At 62.7% G+C, this 18,298-nt stretch carries 18 protein-coding genes and 1 pseudogene; 14 read left to right on the top strand and 5 right to left on the bottom strand.

Annotated features, from left to right (window positions below; all coding sequences use genetic code 11):
* The first annotated feature begins 39 nt into the window (after positions 1-39).
* The 6 genes from ACNFBR_RS19880 to ACNFBR_RS19855 all read left to right on the top strand — a co-directional run bounded on the left by ACNFBR_RS19880 (position 40) and on the right by ACNFBR_RS19855 (position 4,623).
* Entirely contained in the window at positions 40-1,647 is a 1,608-nt protein-coding gene (locus ACNFBR_RS19880; protein WP_416736434.1) for a response regulator, read from the top strand.
* Positions 1,644-2,336: a sensor histidine kinase gene (locus ACNFBR_RS19875; RefSeq protein ID WP_416736432.1), complete on the top strand. Its 693-nt coding sequence runs from the start codon at positions 1,644-1,646 to the stop codon at positions 2,334-2,336. Before ACNFBR_RS19880 ends, ACNFBR_RS19875 begins: the two co-directional genes overlap by 4 nt.
* Positions 2,337-2,505: 169 nt before the next feature.
* A complete protein-coding gene (locus tag ACNFBR_RS19870; protein ID WP_019436943.1) occupies positions 2,506-2,784 on the top strand; it encodes an AbrB/MazE/SpoVT family DNA-binding domain-containing protein in 279 nt (92 codons plus the stop codon).
* Complete coding sequence (locus tag ACNFBR_RS19865; protein WP_416736431.1) at positions 2,781-3,128, top strand: type II toxin-antitoxin system ChpB family toxin; 348 nt, start codon at positions 2,781-2,783, stop codon at positions 3,126-3,128. Before ACNFBR_RS19870 ends, ACNFBR_RS19865 begins: the two co-directional genes overlap by 4 nt.
* An 18-nt stretch (positions 3,129-3,146) precedes the next feature.
* Positions 3,147-3,791 carry an MBL fold metallo-hydrolase gene (locus ACNFBR_RS19860; RefSeq protein ID WP_416736430.1) on the top strand — a complete coding sequence of 215 codons (645 nt, stop codon included), beginning with the start codon at positions 3,147-3,149 and terminating at the stop codon, positions 3,789-3,791.
* Between the two features lie 109 nt (positions 3,792-3,900).
* Complete coding sequence (locus tag ACNFBR_RS19855) at positions 3,901-4,623, top strand: OmpA family protein (protein ID WP_016501466.1); 723 nt, start codon at positions 3,901-3,903, stop codon at positions 4,621-4,623.
* Between the two features lie 37 nt (positions 4,624-4,660).
* On the opposite strand, the gene pta is transcribed toward ACNFBR_RS19855, so the two are convergent.
* Both pta and ACNFBR_RS19845 read right to left on the bottom strand, forming a co-directional pair.
* A complete protein-coding gene (pta, locus tag ACNFBR_RS19850) occupies positions 4,661-6,748 on the bottom strand; it encodes a phosphate acetyltransferase (RefSeq protein ID WP_416736429.1) in 2,088 nt (695 codons plus the stop codon).
* Positions 6,749-6,779: 31 nt separating this feature from the next.
* Entirely contained in the window at positions 6,780-7,082 is a 303-nt protein-coding gene (locus ACNFBR_RS19845; RefSeq protein ID WP_416736428.1) for a DUF3565 domain-containing protein, read from the bottom strand.
* Between ACNFBR_RS19845 and ACNFBR_RS19840 the strand changes: the two genes are divergently transcribed.
* The gene (locus ACNFBR_RS19840) at positions 7,081-7,566 is read left to right on the top strand and encodes an FKBP-type peptidyl-prolyl cis-trans isomerase (RefSeq protein WP_003259610.1); all 486 of its coding nucleotides are present in this window, start codon (positions 7,081-7,083) and stop codon (positions 7,564-7,566) included. The genes ACNFBR_RS19845 and ACNFBR_RS19840 overlap by 2 nt on opposite strands.
* A gap of 145 nt (positions 7,567-7,711) precedes the next feature.
* On the top strand, positions 7,712-8,194 hold the full coding sequence (locus ACNFBR_RS19835; RefSeq protein ID WP_416736427.1) for a glutathione peroxidase: 483 nt from the start codon (positions 7,712-7,714) through the stop codon (positions 8,192-8,194).
* A gap of 256 nt (positions 8,195-8,450) precedes the next feature.
* Here the strand turns inward: ACNFBR_RS19835 and ACNFBR_RS19830 are convergent, their stop codons facing one another.
* Complete coding sequence (locus tag ACNFBR_RS19830) at positions 8,451-9,641, bottom strand: glycosyltransferase family 4 protein (RefSeq protein ID WP_416736426.1); 1,191 nt, start codon at positions 9,639-9,641, stop codon at positions 8,451-8,453.
* 157 nt (positions 9,642-9,798) lie between these two features.
* On the opposite strand from ACNFBR_RS19830, the pseudogene ACNFBR_RS19825 reads away from it, so the two are divergent.
* A pseudogene (locus ACNFBR_RS19825) lies at positions 9,799-10,548 on the top strand (PAS domain-containing protein); the annotation flags it as partial.
* 156 nt (positions 10,549-10,704) lie between these two features.
* Positions 10,705-11,136 carry a methyl-accepting chemotaxis protein gene (locus ACNFBR_RS19820; RefSeq protein WP_371262304.1) on the top strand — a complete coding sequence of 144 codons (432 nt, stop codon included), beginning with the start codon at positions 10,705-10,707 and terminating at the stop codon, positions 11,134-11,136.
* 159 nt (positions 11,137-11,295) lie between these two features.
* On the opposite strand, the gene cysZ is transcribed toward ACNFBR_RS19820, so the two are convergent.
* Complete coding sequence (cysZ, locus tag ACNFBR_RS19815; protein ID WP_416736425.1) at positions 11,296-12,024, bottom strand: sulfate transporter CysZ; 729 nt, start codon at positions 12,022-12,024, stop codon at positions 11,296-11,298.
* Positions 12,025-12,346: 322 nt separating this feature from the next.
* Between cysZ and trxB the strand changes: the two genes are divergently transcribed.
* The gene (trxB, locus tag ACNFBR_RS19810; RefSeq protein WP_416736424.1) at positions 12,347-13,303 is read left to right on the top strand and encodes a thioredoxin-disulfide reductase; all 957 of its coding nucleotides are present in this window, start codon (positions 12,347-12,349) and stop codon (positions 13,301-13,303) included.
* Between the two features lie 135 nt (positions 13,304-13,438).
* On the opposite strand, the gene nadC is transcribed toward trxB, so the two are convergent.
* On the bottom strand, positions 13,439-14,287 hold the full coding sequence (nadC, locus tag ACNFBR_RS19805; protein WP_416736423.1) for a carboxylating nicotinate-nucleotide diphosphorylase: 849 nt from the start codon (positions 14,285-14,287) through the stop codon (positions 13,439-13,441).
* A 243-nt stretch (positions 14,288-14,530) separates the two neighbouring features.
* On the opposite strand from nadC, the gene ACNFBR_RS19800 reads away from it, so the two are divergent.
* The 3 genes from ACNFBR_RS19800 (at position 14,531) to ampE (ending at position 18,178) form a co-directional block, all read left to right on the top strand.
* The gene (locus tag ACNFBR_RS19800; RefSeq protein ID WP_416736422.1) at positions 14,531-16,690 is read left to right on the top strand and encodes a DUF1631 domain-containing protein; all 2,160 of its coding nucleotides are present in this window, start codon (positions 14,531-14,533) and stop codon (positions 16,688-16,690) included.
* A gap of 88 nt (positions 16,691-16,778) precedes the next feature.
* The gene (gene ampD, locus ACNFBR_RS19795) at positions 16,779-17,351 is read left to right on the top strand and encodes a 1,6-anhydro-N-acetylmuramyl-L-alanine amidase AmpD (RefSeq protein WP_416736421.1); all 573 of its coding nucleotides are present in this window, start codon (positions 16,779-16,781) and stop codon (positions 17,349-17,351) included.
* Positions 17,348-18,178 (top strand): regulatory signaling modulator protein AmpE, encoded by an 831-nt coding sequence (gene ampE, locus ACNFBR_RS19790; RefSeq protein WP_416736420.1) that lies wholly within the window; start codon positions 17,348-17,350, stop codon positions 18,176-18,178. The genes ampD and ampE overlap by 4 nt, the downstream gene beginning before the upstream one ends.
* Positions 18,179-18,298 lie beyond the last annotated feature (120 nt).

Here is an 18,298-nt window from a genome sequence, read left to right as displayed (position 1 = left end):
TCGCGCGATTTTTCAATCATTCCAAGGCAGGTCGTGTTGATGCTGCAGTACGGGCAAAAGAGCTTTTTGATCGTCGACGACTTTACCGACTTCCGCACGTCGACCCGTTCCATGCTGCGTGAACTGGGCGTGCGCGACGTGGACACCGCCGACAGCGGCGAGCAGGCGCTGCGCATGTGCGCGCAGAAGCGCTATGACTTCATCCTGCAGGACTTCCACCTGGGCGACGGCAAGAAGAACGGCCAACAGGTGCTCGAAGACCTGATCATCGACAAGCACATCAGCCATGAGTGCGTGTTCATCATGGTCACTGCCGAGAGTAGCCAGGCCATTGTCCTCAGCGCCATCGAGCACGAACCCGATGCCTACCTGACCAAGCCGTTCAACCGGGTTGGCCTGGCCCAGCGTGTCGAGAAACTGTTCCAGCGCAAGACGCTGCTCAAACCAATCCTGCAGGCGCTGGACCGCAACCGCCCGGCTGAGGTGCTGGCGGCCTGTGCCGAGCTGTGCAAGAAGGACCCGCGTCTGGCGCCACTGTGTCTGCGCTATCGGGCCGATGCCCTGCGCAACCTCAACCGTTTCGAGGAGCTGGAAAAATTCCTCAAGGCCATCCTGGCCAGCCGCCCGCAGCCGTGGGTTTACGCCGCGTTGGGCGCCCTGATGCACAAGCGTGGCCAGAACGCCCAGGCCCAGGGTGTGTATGAGCAGGCGCTCAAAGCGTTCCCGATCATGCCAGGCCTTTACGATGGCATGGCCGAGGTGCTGGTGGCTCAGGGCGATACCCGGCGCGCGCAAAACCTGCTTGAAGAAGCCGTTCGCCTGTCGCCCTTGTCGGTGCGTCGGCAGTCGACGCTGGGCAAGCTGGCGCTGGAGAACGAAGACTTCGAGAGCGCCTCGAAAGCGTTCCGCCATGCGGTGAACCAGGGGCAGAGCTCGCGTTACAAGGACGCCGAAAACAACCTGGGCCTGGTGCAGGCGTTGATGAGCAAGAACGCAGGCTTCGGCCTGGACGCCCGTACCCGGGTCGAGATCAACACCACGCTCAGCGAGGTGGCCAAGGAAAACCCTGAGGACCAGGGCTTGCAGGTGCGTGCGCGGATGATGAAGGCCGCCAGCCTGCAGCAGGCGGGCGACCCGGAAACGGCCGCCAAGCTAACCGAACAGGCGATTCAGCGCCTGGACAAGATGAACCAGTTCTTCTCGGTCGATTCGGCCCTGACCGTTGCCGCGCAGCTACAGGCAATGGGGCAGGAAGCCGCTGCCATCGGCGTGCTGAAGAGCTGTGTGGAGAGTTATGGCGATGACCCCAAGGTCATGGAGAAGGTGGGCAAGCTGACGGACGATCCGCGCGTGCTCAACGCCATTACCGAAGCGGTCACCCTCAATCGCCAGGGTGTGCGCAGTTACCAGGGAGGGCAGCTTGGCGAGGCGTTGCAACTGTTCCGCAAGGCGCTGGGTATGCAGCCGAAGAACATCAGCATCGCCCTCAACACCGCCCAGGCGCTGCTGCGCATCGGCGGTGACAACCCTCAGCCCGCGATCATGCAGGAATGCCAGGACGCCTTGACCAGCGTGGCCGGTATCCCTGCCAGCGACAATCGCTATGACCGTTACCGCAAACTGCACATCCGAGTGTTCGGCGCATGAATCAAGACAATCAGGGGCTGGATTTTTCCACGGTGATCGCCTCCACCGTTCACGACCTCAAGAGTTCGTTGTCGGCGCTGATCCAGTCCCACAGCCAGTGGGTGGAGCGTTTGCCCGAGGAACTGCGTGGCGGTGCCGAGCAGGGGATCATGGAGCACGAGTTTCGCCACCTCAACGGCATGCTGGTGCAGTTGCTGGGGCTCTACAAACTGGGTGTGAACCAGCTTCCGGTATGCCCGGACTACCACGAGCTGGATGACTTCATCGAAGCCCAGTTGGCGGCGCACCAGGAGGTGCTGAAGCATAACGACATCCTTGCCACCTGGCGCATCGACACCGACAACCCGCTGGGCTTTTTCGACCGCGAACTGGTGGCCTCGGTGATCGCCAACGTCATCACCAACGCCACCCGCTTTGCCGGCCACGCCTTGTTGATCACCATCGAGGAGGCCGATAACCAATTGGCAATCTGTGTGAACGATGACGGCCCGGGTTATCCAAAGCACATGCTCGAGCGCCAGGAGGAATATATCCAGGGCATCGACTCGACCAGCGGCAGTACCGGCCTGGGGCTGTATTTTGCGGCGCGGATCGCGGCGCTGCATGAAAGCGGCGGTGTGCGCGGGCGGATCGAGATCTCCAACGGCGGGGCGCTTGGGGGCGGGCTGTTCAGGTTGTTCCTGCCTTGAAAACGGGCTGAGTCTGCGTTTCGTTTTTTGGCAGTTGGAAAGTGGTTTCCCAAGATCGTGTAGGGCATTTCTTCCATGTGGTTGCAGGGCTTTTGTCCAGCTTTGGCAAATGACAGTGTAGATACGACGTTTCTACATTTCGCTTGCAATCATTTGGAGGGTTTCTACTATGTATCTACCTTGGGAGATACTCATGCAGATCAAGATTCAGCAGTGGGGCAACAGTGCGGCAATCCGCTTGCCGGCTGCGGTGCTCAAACAGATGCGCCTTGGTGTCGGTTCTACCCTGAGCCTGGACACCACAGGCGAGACGATGGTGCTCAAACCCGTCAGGTCGAAACCCAAATACACCCTTGAGGAATTGATGGCCCAGTGCGACCTGAGCGCGCCGGAGCCAGAGGACATGGCCGACTGGAATGCAATGCGTCCAGTAGGGCGTGAAGTGTGAAGCGGGTCAAGTTCGCCAGGGGCGATATCGTTCGCGTCAACCTCGACCCAACAGTGGGGCGAGAACAGCAGGGCGAAGGGCGACCTGCATTGGTACTCACCCCGGCTGCCTTCAATGCATCAGGCCTGGCTGTAATAGTGCCGATCACTCAAGGTGGTGCTTTTGCAAGGCACGCGGGTTTTGCAGTCTCGCTCACGGGTGCAGGTACGCAGACCCAGGGTGTGATGCTCTGTAACCAGGTGCGTACCGTCGACCTTGAGGCACGCTTTGCCGAGCGCATAGAGTCTGTGCCCGAAGTTGTCATCCTCGATGCACTGGCCCGTGTGCAAACCCTATTTGATTAAACGGTTCCCGTATTCAGTATGCAGAATCCATCGTCAGCACTCATCCGCGAAACCTTCCCCGTAGGCCCCTTGCAGTGCAACTGCACGCTGATCGGCGACCCATTGACCAAGAAAGCCATCGTCGTCGACCCAGGCGGTGACCCGGACAAGATCCTCGCGCGCCTGCAGGCCCACGGCCTGACGCTGGTGAGCATCATCCACACCCATGCGCACTTCGACCACTTCCTCGCCTCGGGCAAGCTCAAGGAGCTGACCGGCGCCACCCTGCACTTGCACAAGGACGACCAGGTACTGTGGGACAACCTGGAAATGCAGTGCCAGATGTTCGGCGTGCCCTACACCCCAGTGCCGTCGCCAGACCGCTGGCTGGGCGATGACGAGGAACTGGCCTGCGGCTGTGGTGTGGCGCTGCATACCCCAGGTCACACCCCGGGTTCGATGAGCTTCTGGTTCGCCGACGCCAAACTGTTGATCGCCGGTGACACCCTGTTCCGCCGTGGCATTGGCCGTACCGATCTGTGGGGTGGCGACCAGCGGGCAATCGTGCGTTCCATCAAGGAGCGGTTGTACCGGCTGGACGAGGAGGCCATCGTGGTGACCGGCCACGGGCCTGACACCCGTCTGGGCGACGAAATGCGCGAAAACCCCTTCGTGCGTGCCTGATGGCACATGAAGGCACTTTCATGGAATTTTTCGTTGCCGATGCAATCCAAGGCTGGCATAGATCCCTTTGAGATCTGCCGCATTTATGAATTTCAGTAGGAGCTTGTCCATGTTCACCATGCGTCGTCTGATTATCGTCGCAACCGCCGCCGCCTTGATGACCGGCTGTGCCGGCCAGAACCCTTATGACAACCAGGGTCAGGCGCAGGGCTCCACGGGGATGAGCAAGACCGCCAAGTACGGCGGCCTGGGCGCGCTGGCCGGCGCTATCGCCGGTGCCGCCATCGACCACAACAACCGTGGCAAGGGTGCGCTGATTGGTGCCGCTGCCGTGGGTGCCGCTGCCGCCGGTTATGGCTACTATGCCGACAAGCAGGAAGCCGAACTGCGTGCGCAAATGGCCAACACCGGCGTGGAAGTGCAGCGCCAGGGCGACCAGATCAAGCTGATCATGCCGGGCAACATCACCTTCGCCACCGACTCGGCCAACATCGCGCCAAGCTTTTACTCGCCGCTGAACAACTTGGCCGGTTCGTTCAAGCAGTTCAACCAGAACACCATCGAAGTGGTCGGCTTTACCGACAGTACCGGCAGCCGCCAGCACAACATGGACCTGTCCCAGCGCCGCGCGCAGGCAGTCAGCACCTACCTGACCTCGCAGGGTGTGGATGCCTCGCGTATCTCGGTACGTGGCATGGGCCCGGACCAGCCGATCGCCAGCAACGCCGACGCCAATGGCCGTGCGCAGAACCGCCGTGTGGAAGTGAACCTGAAGCCGATTCCGGGCCAGCAGTATGACCAGCAGCAAGGTCAGGTTCAGCAGTATCCCTGATTGATTCCTGGGGCCGCTTTGCGGCCCCAGTGATTAGCTAGCGCACCACGCTGGCCTGAATCGCCGTCAGGGCAATGGTATGCACGATATCGTCAACCTGCGCCCCACGCGGCAAGTCGTTCACCGGCTTGCGCAAACCCTGCAGCATCGGCCCCAGGCTGACCCCGTCGGCACTACGCTGCACCGCCTTGTGCGTGGTATTGCCGGTATTCAGGTCGGGGAACACGAACACCGTTGCACGCCCGGCCACCGGGCTACCCGGTGCCAGGTCCCTGGCAATCGCCGGGTTGGCCGCCGCGTCGTACTGCAGTGGCCCATCGATCAGCAACGCCTGCGCTGCGCCTTGTGCCAGGCGCGTCGCTTCGCGCACTTTCTCGACTTCTTCATCGCTGGCCGAATCGCTTGAATAGCTGATCATCGCCACCCGTGGCGCGATGCCGAAGGTTTGCGCCGATTCGGCGCTCTGTTGGGCAATCTCTGCCAGTTCGGCGGCGTTTGGGTGTGGGTTCATCACGCAGTCGCCGTACACCAGCACCTGCTCGGGGAACAGCATGAAGAACACCGACGATACCAGGCTCGAACCGGGCGCGGTCTTGATCAGTTGCAAGGCCGGGCGGATGGTGTTGGCGGTGGAGTGGACCAGGCCCGAGACCAGGCCGTCGACTTCGTCCAGGGCCAGCATCATGGTGCCGATCACCACCGGGTCCTCCAGTTGCTGCTCGGCCATCGGTGCATTGAGGTTCTTGCTCTTGCGCAGCTCGACCATGGGTTCCACATAGCGCCCACGAATCAGCTCGGGGTCGAGGATCTCCAGGCCTGGCGGCAAGGTGATGCCCTGGGCGCGGGCCACTGCGTCGACATCCTCGGGCTTGGCCAGCAGCACGCAACGGGCAATGCCACGGGCCTGGCAGATAGCTGCGGCCTGCACCAGCAGCGGTTCGGCGCCTTCAGGCAAAACGATGCGTTTGTTGGCCTGCTGCGCACGTTGGATCAGTTGGTAGCGGAACACTGCCGGCGACAGGCGCAGTTCGCGCGGGGTGCCACAGCGCTGGTGCAGCCAGCCAGCGTCGAGGTGGCTGGCGACGAAGTCGGTGATGAACTCGGCGCGCTCGCGGTCGTCCACCGGGATCTCGCGGTTCAGCGAGTTGAGCTGATTGGCGGTGTCGTAGGAGCCGGTGCTGACCGAAAGGATCGGCAGGCCAGCCTGCAGCGCGCCGCGGCACAGGCCAAGGATGCGCGCGTCCGGCTTGCTGTCGCTGGTCAGCAGCAGGCCGGCCAGTGGTACGCCATTGATCGCCGCGAGGCTGACGGCGAGGATGATGTCGTCGCGGTCGCCCGGGGTGACCACAAGGGTACCCGAGGTCAGTAGCGGTACAGTGTTGGCAACCGTACGCGCGCAGATGATGATCTTGCTCATGCGCCGCTGCTCGTAGTCGCCGGCATTGAGCACCTGGGCGCCTAGCAGCTCAGCCACGTCGCGGGTGCGCGGGGCGTTCAGCTCGGGTTGGTAGGGGATGCAGCCGAGCAAGCGGAAGTCATTGCCGCGTAGCAGCGGCGAGTGTTCGCGCAGCCGGGTGGCGAAGTCCGCCATGCTCTCGTCGGTGCGTACTTTGTTGAGGATCACCCCAAGCACTTTCGGGTCGCGTGGGCCGCCGAACAATTGGGCCTGCAGTTCAACCCGGCCGGACAACTCGCTGAGCACTTCGTTTTCCGGGGCTGACACCAGAATCACTTCGGCATCCAGGCTTTTCGCCAGGTGCAGGTTGACCCGCGCCGCGTAGCTGGCGTGGCGCGTGGGCACCATGCCCTCGACCACCACCACGTCATTGCCGACACAGGCTTGCTGGTAGAGGCGAATGATTTCCTCGAGCAACTCGTCCAACTGGCCATCGCCGAGCATGCGCTCGACCTGGGCCAGGCTCAATGGCATGGGTGGCCTGATGCCGTGGGTGCGGGCGACCAGTTCGGTGGAACGCTCAGGGCCGGTGTCGCCCGGGTGGGGCTGGGCGATCGGTTTGAAGAAACCGACTTTCAGGCCGGCGCGCTCCAGGGTGCGCACCAGGCCCAGGCTGATCGAAGTCAGGCCGACACCGAAATCGGTCGGCGCAATGAAAAATGTCTGCATGCGTGCTTCTCGAAATAAGCGGTGCAAGAAATTAACGGCCAAGGGTAGCGCTATCGGCCCCTTGTGCGCACCAGCCGCAAGCGAAAGGCTGGCCGATGCGCTGGGCGCGTTGGGCCGGGTCGAGCACCCAGGGGCGAGCCTGCCACGGCGGTTGGTGGCGCAGGTGCTGGGTGTGGCCGCAGGACAGTTCGGCCACCCAGTGGCCTTCTTCGTCCTGATGGAAGCCGGTGATCCGACTGATGGGCCGTTGCTCGTCCGCGGTGCGTTCGCAATCGGACGATGGCTTGGTTACACTTGTCCGCTCTACATTCTTTTGCAAAAGGTCTTGCCCCATGCTGATCGCCGCCAACAAGGCTGTCTCCATCGACTATACCCTGACCAACGACGCCGGGGAGACCATCGACAGCTCCGCCGGTGGCGCGCCGCTGGTTTACCTGCACGGTGCCGGCAACATCATCCCGGGCCTGGAAAAAGCCCTGGAAGGCAAACAGGCCGGTGACGAACTGAACGTTTCCATCGAGCCGGAAGACGCCTACGGCGAATACCTGGCCGAGCTGGTCAGCACTCTGAACCGCAGCCTGTTCGAAGGCGTCGACGAGCTGGAAGTGGGCATGCAGTTCCACGCTTCGGCACCAGACGGCCAAATGCAGATCGTCACCATCCGCGACATCGACGGCGACGACGTCACCGTCGACGGCAACCACCCGCTGGCTGGCCAGCGCCTGACCTTCCAGGTCAAGGTCGTCAACGTGCGTGACGCCAGCGACGAAGAAATCGCTCACCGTCACATCCACGGTGAAGGTGGCCATCACCACTGATTTTCTGCGCTAAGCTCAGAAAGTCGCCAGGCGCTCGGGCAAGCCGATTTGCCTTCCTACGGGAGGTGGACGGTTTGGACGAGCGCCTTTTTAGTGGGCGGAATTCACCTGCGCGGCAACCGGGAACCTGAGTGGGGATTTCATCATGAGTGCATTTCACGACCTGAAACTGGACGCGCTGAACGGCGGAGAGCTGCCCCTCGCACCGTTCAAGGGCCAAGTGGTACTGGTGGTCAACGTTGCCTCCAAATGCGGCCTGACGCCGCAATACAAGGCTTTGGAAAACCTCTACCAGGTTTACAAGGGCAAAGGCTTCAACGTGCTGGGCCTGCCGTGCAACCAGTTTGCCGGCCAGGAGCCGGGCAGTGAAAAGGAAATCCAGGAGTTTTGCAGCCTCAACTACGGGGTGAGCTTCCCGCTGGGGGGTAAGCTGGAAGTCAACGGGCCGCAGCGCCACTCGCTGTATCGGCTGCTGGCGGGTGAGGGGGCGGAGTTCCCTGGCGATATCACCTGGAACTTCGAGAAGTTTCTGGTCGGCAAGGATGGCCGGGTGCTGGCACGCTTCTCGCCACGCACGGCGCCGGATGATCCGGCGGTAGTCCAGGCCATCGAGAAGGCATTGGCTTGAAGAGTGTCTGCCGCGATAGTTTTGGCGCCTGTGAGATCGAGCGCCGCCCGCGCGGCGCATCGCGAGCGAAGCTCGCTCCTACATCTGTTTCGGGCCAGTATCGCCTGTGACAGGCGCGCGCGACCGCCTTGTTTGTACGACGCGATATCGAGCCATTCGCCAAAGGGGCGCGCGCCCTTGCCACAGGAATAATTGGCCCGAAACAAATGTAGGAGCGAGCTTCGCTCGCGATGCGCCGCGCGGGCGGCGCTCGATCTTACTGGCGCTGCGCATATTGCGCAGAGCGCTCAGGCGTAGCACCAGTATGCCGGCAGGCGCCATGCAAATACCCCTCGAACTGCTCGACAATCGCTGGCCAGCCCTGGCGGCTGGCATGTTGCCGCGCATTCAGGCGCACCCGGCGCAAGGTTTCCTCTTCTTCCAGCAGCCAGCAGGCCGCATCGATGAAGGCTGCTTCGTCCCCCGGCATGGCCAGCCCGCCACTGTGGCCGTGACGAATATGCTGCGCAGCGGCCGCCTCGTCATAAGCGACCACCGCCAACCCTGAAGCCATGGCTTCAAGCACTACATTGCCAAACGTTTCGGTCAGGCTCGGGAACAGGAACAGGTCACCGCTGGCATAGTGCTCGGCCAGCACCTCGCCGCGTTGGGCGCCGCAGAACACCGCATCCGGCACCTGCTGTTCGAGACTGGCGCGCTGCGGGCCGTCACCCACCATGATCAACCGCAGGCGTTTCTGTGGATAAGTCTTCTGCAATGTCTCAAGGCAAGGCCGTAGCAAGCCAAGGTTCTTTTCTACCGCCAGCCGTCCGACATGCAGCACGGCGATATCGTCCGGGCCTAGTCCCCAGCTTTCGCGCAACGCCTGGCTGCGCCGGGCCGGGTTGAACAAGCCCGCATCGACGCCCCGTGCCAGTAACTCCAGGCGCTCGAACCCACGGCGTTCAAGCTCGAGGCGCTGGCTGACACTGGGCACCAGAGTGACCGCTGTGCGCCGATGGAACCAGCGCAGGTAGTGGGTGAGCAGGCGCGCCAGCAGACCCAGGCCGTATTGGCCGGAGTACTGGGGAAAGTTGGTGTGGAAACCGCTGACGACCGCGACTCCCAGGCGCCTGGCCGCGCGCAGGGCACTGAGCCCCAGCGGCCCTTCGGTGGCGATGTACAGCACATCCGGGCGCTGTCGGCGCCAGCGGCGCAACAGTTTGTGCATCGACACCTCGCCCCACTGCAAACCGGGGTAGCCAGGCAGTGCCCAACCACGGCACAGCATCAGGTGCAGGTCGTTGTGCACTGGCTGTTCGCCGGCTTGGCGGGGGCGTACCACTTCGACCTCATGGCCGCGTTGGCGCAAACCTTCACTGAGGCGGCCAAGGGTGTTGGCCACGCCGTTGATCTCGGGTGGGAAGGTTTCGCTGACCAGGGTAATGCGTAGGGCGGGTGTATTCATGACAAAAAGTTTCCGCCTGCAGGATTGCGCCAATGTGACTGTCATGTGACGTGCAGATGACGCCCGACCGCCGACGCTTTTGCCTTTATGAATATTTCCACCCACGGCACTCAAGAAGCTGTCACCGGCAGCCGATGAAGATGCATTCGACTACGTGATGCGCTCCAGGAGAGCGGTGATGTTCAACAACAAGCTCAAGCAAGAAATCCGGCAGTTGCGCGAAGACCTGATGTCCATCGAACAGGTCAAGAGTAGCCTCGACAGCGAGATGCTGGTATTGCAACTCGACCCCCAGGGACGGATCGAGATGGTCAACGGCAACTTCGAGAGCGAAATGCTCTACCGTGCCGATCAATTGCTTGGACGCAACATCGAGGACATCGTCCCCAGCCAGGTGAAGTCGCTGGACTTCTACCAGCGCATGAAAAACGCGATCAGCCGTGGTGAGCACTTGAACGGTGCGTTCCGCCTGCTGCGCGGCAATGGTCAGGAAGCCTGGCTGCGTTCGATCCTGCAGCCGGTGAAGAATGCTGAGGGGCGCATCAAGTATTTCACCCTGCATTCCAGCGACCTCACCCGTACCATCGAAACTTCACGTGAGCATGAAAGCCTGATCAAGGCGTTGATGCGCTCCACTGCTGTGATCGAGTTCGACCTCGACGGCACTATCCTCACCGCCAACGAGCGCTTCCTGGCCACCGTCGGTTATCGCCTGGAGCAAATTCGCGGTAAGCACCATCGCATGTTCTGCGAGCCGGAAGAGGCCAACTCGGCCGGCTACCAGGCGTTCTGGGACAAGCTGCGCCGTGGCGAATACGTTGCCGAGCGCTTCAAGCGCATCGATGCCCATGGCCGGGTGATCTGGCTGGAGGCTTCGTACAATCCGATTTTCGATGCCCATGACGTGTTGTACAAAGTGGTCAAGTTCGCCACGGTCATCACCGATCAGGTCAACCAGGAGCAGGCCGTGGCCGAGGCGGCGGATGTCGCCTACAGCACCTCGCTGGGTACCGATGTCAGTGCCCGCAAGGCCACCGAGGTGGTCACCCAGACCGTCAGCGTGATGCGTGGCCTGGAGGCCTCGATGCAAGAGGCGGCCGAAGGCATCCAGGCACTGGATACCCAGTCACGGGTGATCGGTTCGATCATCAAGACCATCAGCGACATCGCCGGGCAGACCAACCTGCTGGCGCTTAACGCCGCCATCGAAGCGGCTCGCGCGGGCGAACAAGGGCGGGGCTTTGCGGTGGTTGCCGACGAAGTGCGCCAATTGGCCTCGCGCACCAGCACCGCCACCGAGGAAATCGCCCGGGTGGTGCAGCAGAACGAACAACTGGCGCAGGCGGCGGTGGCGATCATCGACACCAGCAAGCGCCAGGCCGAACAGGGGCTGGCGCTGGCGGACGAAACAGGCAGCGTGATTGTCGAGATCCAGGATGGGGCGAAGCGAGTGGTGGATGTGGTGGGGCAGTTTTCCAGCCGCTTGGGTCAGTAAAACCCAGGCCAGGCGCATTTCTTCCCTGTGGGAGCGGGCAAGCCCGCGAAGCAGGCGCCGCGGTGGCTGGCACGGGCTTCGCCCGTGTTCGCGGGCGTGCCCGCTCCCACTCCCACTCCCACTCCCACTCCCACTCCCACTCCCACAGGGGCCTAGGGATCAGGTGCGCTCCCGCACCCAGAACAACGTAGCCCCGGCCACCGCCGCCGGCATCATCAGCACGTTCACCCCCGGGATCATCAGCGCCAGGTAGGTAATCCCGCCAAAGCCCAGGCTCTGCCAGCGCTTCTGCCGTAGCCAGGCCAGCATGTCCTGCCAGCTCATCTTGTTGTTGTCCGCCGGATAGTCGATGTACTGAATGGCCATCATCCACACACCGAAGATCAGCCACAGCGGCGCCGCCACCACGTTGACCACCGGGATCAGTGACAAGATGAACAGGCCGATGGCGCGTGGCAGGAAGTAGCCCAGTTTGCGCATTTCGCGGCTGAAGGTGCGCGGTACCATGGCCACCAGCTCGCCCCAGCTGAACGCCGGGAAGGTGTCTTCGCCACGTACCACCACCTCGACCTTTTCCGCCAGAAAGCCGTTGAACGGCGCGGCGATGATGTTGGCCACCAGGGTGAAGGTGAAGAACACCATCAGCAGCAGCAAGGCAACGAACAGCGGCCAAAGGATGTAGCTGAGGAAGCTCAGCCAGTCAGGCAGCGTTGGCATCAAGGCATCGAGCCACAGGCCGAACTGGTGGCCAGCGAAGTAGATCAGGCCACCGAACAGCAGCAGGTTGACCGTGAGCGGCAGCAGCACGAACAACCGCAGGTTGGGGCTCAGCACCAGTTTCAGGCCTTCACGCAGGTATTGGGGGCCAGAGAGGACAGGGGCTTGCATCGAGAGACTCCGCAGAGAAGGAAAACGCGCTGACCTTACCGAGTTTGCCGCGCCGACGAAAGGCGGGTAGTGGGCGGGAAACGGGCTGTAACAAAAGCGCCAGCGGCTTGGCTATCGATGAAATCGCAGCATAGACGATGCCTATGAGGTGGATTGTCGAAGGATATTTCCTTAATCTTTGCGACCTCGCTACAGTGCGCTCAACTTTCCGCTTTCTGGGCCTGCGCGTTGTAGCCTTCCCCAAGTGCTGCGTGGGTCCTTTTTAATTTTCCAGCTGGCGCCGCCGGTACACCGATACCGGCCCGCTCGACAGGAGTTCGACATGTCTGAAGTACGTCATTCGCGCGTCATCATTCTCGGTTCCGGCCCTGCCGGTTACAGCGCCGCGGTCTACGCCGCCCGTGCCAACCTCAAGCCGCTGCTGATCACTGGCATGCAGGCCGGTGGCCAGCTGACCACCACCACCGAAGTCGACAACTGGCCTGGCGACCCCCACGGCCTGACCGGCCCGGCCCTGATGCAGCGCATGCAAGAGCACGCCGAGCGTTTCGAAACCGAAATCGTCTTCGACCACATCAACGCTGTCGACCTGGCCAGCAAGCCGTTCACCCTGCAGGGTGACAGCGGCAAGTACACCTGCGACGCGCTGATCATCGCCACTGGCGCCAGCGCTCGCTACCTGGGCCTGCCTTCGGAAGAAACCTTCATGGGCAAGGGCGTTTCGGCCTGCGCTACCTGCGACGGTTTCTTCTACCGCAACAAGCCGGTCGCCGTGGTCGGTGGTGGCAACACTGCCGTGGAAGAGGCGCTGTACCTGGCCAATATCGCCAGCAAAGTGACCTTGGTACACCGTCGCGAGACCTTCCGTGCCGAGAAGATCCTGGTCGACAAGCTGAACGCCCGAGTGGCCGAAGGCAAAATCGAGCTCAAGCTCAACGCCACCCTGGACGAAGTGCTGGGTGACAACATGGGCGTGACCGGTGCGCGCCTGAAGAACAACGACGGCAGCAGCGACGAAATCAAGGTCGACGGCGTGTTCATCGCCATTGGCCACACCCCGAACACTTCGCTGTTCGAAGGCCAGCTGACCCTGAAAGACGGGTATCTGGTGGTCAACGGTGGCCGTGAAGGCAATGCCACCGCCACCAACGTCGAGGGCGTGTTCGCCGCAGGTGACGTGGCTGACCACGTTTACCGCCAGGCCATTACCTCGGCTGGCGCTGGTTGCATGGCGGCATTGGATGTTGAGCGTTATCTGGACGGGTTGGGCAACGCCTGATTCTGGCTTGAGGGCGCTGGGGCCGCTTTGCGGCCCATTCGCAGCACAAGGCTGCTCCTACACGCGAATGGGTCGCGAGCGCGCCCCCCAACAAAAAACCGGCTTTCAGCCGGTTTTTTGTTGTCTGCAATCAGCTCACAGGCTCAAACGCATCGACAGGTCCACCGCCTTCACATCCTTGGTCATCGCCCCGATCGAGATGTAGTCCACCCCAGTTTCGGCAATGACCCGCAAGGTCGTTTCGTTCACCCCGCCACTGGCCTCCAGCTTGGCCTTGCCGGCGTTGATACGCACCGCTTCGCGCATTTCATCCAGGTTCAGCTCGTCGAGCATGACGATATCCGCGCCAGCGGCCAGCGCCTCGCGCAGTTCTTCCAGGCTCTCCACCTCGATTTCCACAGGCTTGCCCGGCGCGATGCGGTGTGCCGCCGCCACGGCTTCGGCTACGCCGCCACTGGCGGCAATGTGGTTTTCCTTGATCAGGAAGGCGTCGTACAGGCCGATGCGGTGGTTGTCGCAACCCCCGCAGGTCACTGCGTACTTCTGCGCCAGGCGCAGGCCTGGCAGGGTCTTGCGGGTGTCCAGCAGGCGCACCTGGGTGCCTGCCACCAGGTCGGCGAGCAAGCGTGCACGGGTGGCGACACCCGACAGCATCTGCAAGAAGTTCAGCGCACTGCGCTCACCGCTCAGCAGCGAACGGGCCGGGCCTTCCAGGTGAAACAGCGGTTGATTGGCAGTAGCCCGCTCACCGTCGGCCACCTGCCAGTGCACTGCAACACGCGGATCGAGCTGACGGAACACGGCATCGACCCAGGCGGTGCCGGCGATCACGCAGTCTTCGCGGGTGATGATGGTCGCCTTGGCCAGGCGCTCGGCCGGGATCAACTGTGCGGTGATATCGCCACTGCCGATGTCCTCCAACAGTGCGCGGCGCACGTTGGCTTCGATTTCAGCGGTCAGGTCGGCAAGGCGTAGGTTCGGCATGGTCGGCTCCACAAGCTAGATGCCCGCGATTATAGGGCAGGGGGCTTGTGTGTACAGCCGCCTAGGCGATGACCTTTGGTCGGGCGTCCTGAGCAATGGGTACGGAACGGGGTCTGCAGGTAGCTCGTGAAACGGCGCTGGCAGCTGTGCGAAATTTTATCGATAATAGCGACCAGTATTTGGCGTCATAGCTTTGACGATTTTCAAGCCCCTCCGGGCAAGACACCCTGCAAGGAGTCCAGGATGCAAAAAGAAGGCAAGGTGGTGCCCTTGGCGGCAGCCATCGACCGAGGGGGGCGCACGCCTCTACCTTGCCTTCCGGTATTGTTGCTGCAGGTTCGCGACAAGGCCGCCTTGCAGTTGCGCCAAGGCTTGCAGGACTTGTTCGACAATGCCGATGACACGCTCTTCGAAATGGCCGACAAGGCCTTGGACCGTGGTGACCAGAACCTGTACTTCGAGGCCATGCGCGACCTGCGCTTGAAGCGCAAAAGTATCGAACGTGGTTTCCTCGATACGTTCTACGACACCTTTGCGCGTATCGGCCAGGTCGACCTGCTGGCGCACCTGGTCGAACCGGGCAACCCGGGCAGCAAGGCTCAGGCGGAGCGGGCCGCCGCCATCGATGGCATGGTGGCGCGGGTGTTGTCACGCGATGGCATTGCCTTGCAGCAGCTGGGTTTGCGCTTGCAGGCGCTGCTCGACCGGCCACTGTACGAACAGCACAACCCCTTGGGGCCTGCCGCGTTATGCAGTTACTTCCTCGATGCCGGGCGTAACCTGGGGGTTGGCTTGCCGGTCAAGCTGGTGCTGCTCAAGCTGTTCGAGCGCTATGTGCTGCGCGATGCCGATGTGATTTATGGCGAAGCCAACCAACTGTTGGCCGCCGCCGGTGTGCTGCCCGAACTGCAACCTGCACCGCGACGGCGGGCAGAAGACCGGCGCATGTGTGCACGACGCGGGCCGGAGAACCTCGGCCAGGCGGTGGGCGCGGATGTGGCAGGGCAGGCCCTGTTTGCCTCGTTGCAGGCGCTACTGGCCCCGGTGCGCGGGCAGTTTGCCCCGCGCTTGCAGGCGGTGTCCGCCGCTCAACCGATCAGTTGCGCCGACCTGCTTCGGCTGCTTTCACATTTGCAGCACTACGTGCCCGCCACCCACGAAGCCGATGACTTCGACCTCGGCCAGCAGCTTGAGCAACTGCTGTTGCGGGTCAGCGTGCGCAGCGGCACGCGCCGGCGCCTTGCCGTAGCCGACGAAGACATGATCAACCTGGTTGGCCTGCTGTTTGCGTTCATCCAGGACGACGACAACCTGCCGGCCAGCCTGCGGGCGCTGATTGCGCGTCTGCATATACCACTGCTCAAAGTGGCCTTGCTGGACAAGGGGCTGTTCAGTCGGGCCAGCCATCCGGCGCGCCGGCTGCTCAACGAAATCGCCGGTGCGGCGATTGGCTGGGAGTACGGTAGCGAAGGCCAGCGTGACAGCTTGCACTTGCGGGTAGAGCGTATCGTCCAGCGCCTGCTCAATGATTTTGCCGAAGATGCCAGCCTGTTCACCGAGCTGCTCGATGACTTCCTGGTGTTCAACCAGGATGAGCGGCGGCGCAACGAGTTGCTGGAGCAACGCACCCGTGACGCCGAAGAAGGCCGTGCCCGGGCGCTGCAGGCCAGGCAACAGGTGCAGCATGTGCTCAACCAGCGCCTGCGGGGTCGAGTGTTGCCGCAGGTGGTGGTGCAAATGCTGGTACAGGCTTGGAGCCAGGTATTGCTGCTGGCCTGGCTGAAACAGGGCGAGGCCTCCCAGGCCTGGTGCGACGCGTTGCAGACGATGGACACGTTACTGGCCAGCATCACCGCGCCCCATGAGCCGCAAGCCTTGCTACAACAAGTGCCTGGCCTGCTCAAGGCGCTGCGCGATGGCTTGGCCAGCGTGGCCCTGGACGCACTGGCGACCCGCGAGTTCTTCCTGCAGTTGGAGCAATTGCACCTGCGCGCCTGCGCAGGTACCGAGGTGCTGTCGGGTGGCCAGGGGCTCCCCCTGGCTGACGTGCTCGTGGCCGAAGAGATTGTGCTGGCGATAGCCGAAGAGCCCGCCTGCGCGCCGCTGCAGGTCGCCGACGGGCAAGCAGTAGCACTGCGCCAGGCTCAGCGCCTGCGTATGGGGACCTGGGTCGAGGCGCTCGATGAAGACGAACCACTGCGCTGCAAGCTGGTGGCGCGCATCGACAGCAGTGACCGGCTGGTGTTCGCCAACCGCACCGGCATGAAAGTGCGCGAATGGAGCAGCGTCAGCTTGGCGCAGGCTCTGCAACGTGGCGAAGTGCGCGTGCTGGATGATGGGCTGTTGTTCGATCGAGCACTGGAAGCGGTGCTCGACAGCTTGCGGCAAGGCCCGGTGCAATAGGCGGCGGCATTACAATCATTCACATGCACAGGGCGTTGACCACAGGGCATACTGTTGCCTTGTTCATGGCGTTTTCAGGATCTGCCCCATGCAATTGGACCGTGCCACTGGCTGGTTCCACGGAATTGGAATCACCCACTGCCCCTCGCCGAATTTCAATGCGCGCCCCGACGGCGAATCGATTTCCCTGCTGGTTATCCACAATATCAGCCTGCCCCCGGCCTGTTTCGGCACCGGCAAGGTGCAGCAGTTTTTCCAGAACCGCCTGGACCCCGATGAACACCCGTACTTTGCCAGCATCAACCACCTGACCGTGTCGGCGCACCTGTTCGTCGAGCGCGACGGCGCGGTGACCCAATTCGTGTCGCTGCGTGACCGAGCCTGGCACGCGGGGGTGTCGAGCTTCGACGGGCGTGAAGGTTGCAACGACTTTTCCATCGGCATCGAACTGGAAGGTACCGACGACCTGCCCTATACCGATGCCCAGTATGCGGTGCTTGAGCACCTTACTCGGCACATCCGCGGTGCCTGGCCGGCCATCGACCTGAGCCGCATCCAGGGCCATAGCGACATCGCCCCGCAGCGCAAGACCGACCCCGGCCCGGCCTTCGACTGGCCGCGCTACCGCCAGGCGCTGCAGCACAATGAGGACGAGGCATGAGTTTTCTGGTGTTGTTGCTGGCGCTGTGGGTCGAGAAGTTCTCGGCCCTGCGCCATCAGGTGCAGCGCGACGGGTTCTTCCTTGGCGAACTGGCGCGTCTTGAGCGCAGCGGAAAAGTGCACCCATGGTGGACACTGGCCATCCTGGTGTTGGCGCCGGTAGCGCTGCTGGTATTGCTGCTGCATGTGCTGGAGCCAGTGGCCTATGGCTTGCTGGCCTTGCCGGTGCACCTGCTGGTGCTCATCTACAGCCTGGGCCGTGGCGATGCCAAGGCTTCGCTGGGCCCGTTCCGCGATGCCTGGCGACGGGGCGACGATCAGGCGGCGCTGCATGTGGCCGAGCGTGATCTGGGGCTGGTCGCCGATGAACCACACAGCTTGCTGGTACGGGTACAGGGTAACCTGCTGTGGCAGGTCTACCAGGGCTTCTTCGCGGTGATCTTCTGGTATTTCGTGTTGGGCCCTGGTGCGGCGCTGGCTTATCGACTGCTGGCGCTGTGTGGCGAGCACAGCAACCAGCCGGCACTGAAGGCGCGTGCCGAGCAGCTGCGGCACATCATGGACTGGCTGCCGGTACGGATGCTGGCGCTGAGCTTTGCCCTGGTGGGCAACTTCCTCGCGGTAACCCGGGTGATGCTGCACGAGGTGCTCAACTGGCACATCAGCGCCGCGCATCTGGTGGCCCGGGTGGGGCGCATTGCCGATGACATCCCTGAGGAAGAAGACAGCCAGCGCGGGTTGGGGCGGCTGGACAGCCTGTGGGAGCTGCTGCTGCGGTGTGCGGTGTTGTGGTATGCCGGGTTTGCGCTGTGGACGGTGCTGGTCTGAACTGATTCATTGGCCTCTTCGCGGGCCTGCCCGCTCCCACAGGTTCAGTGCTTACCTCAAGGCATGCGCAATCCCTGTGGGAGCGGGCATGCCCGCGGAGAGGCCGGGACAAGCAGGACA

This window comes from Pseudomonas sp. NY11955 (genome assembly GCF_048068035.1).
Taxonomy (GTDB): Bacteria; Pseudomonadota; Gammaproteobacteria; order Pseudomonadales; family Pseudomonadaceae; genus Aquipseudomonas.
This window is presented reverse-complemented; position numbering and strand designations above follow the sequence as displayed.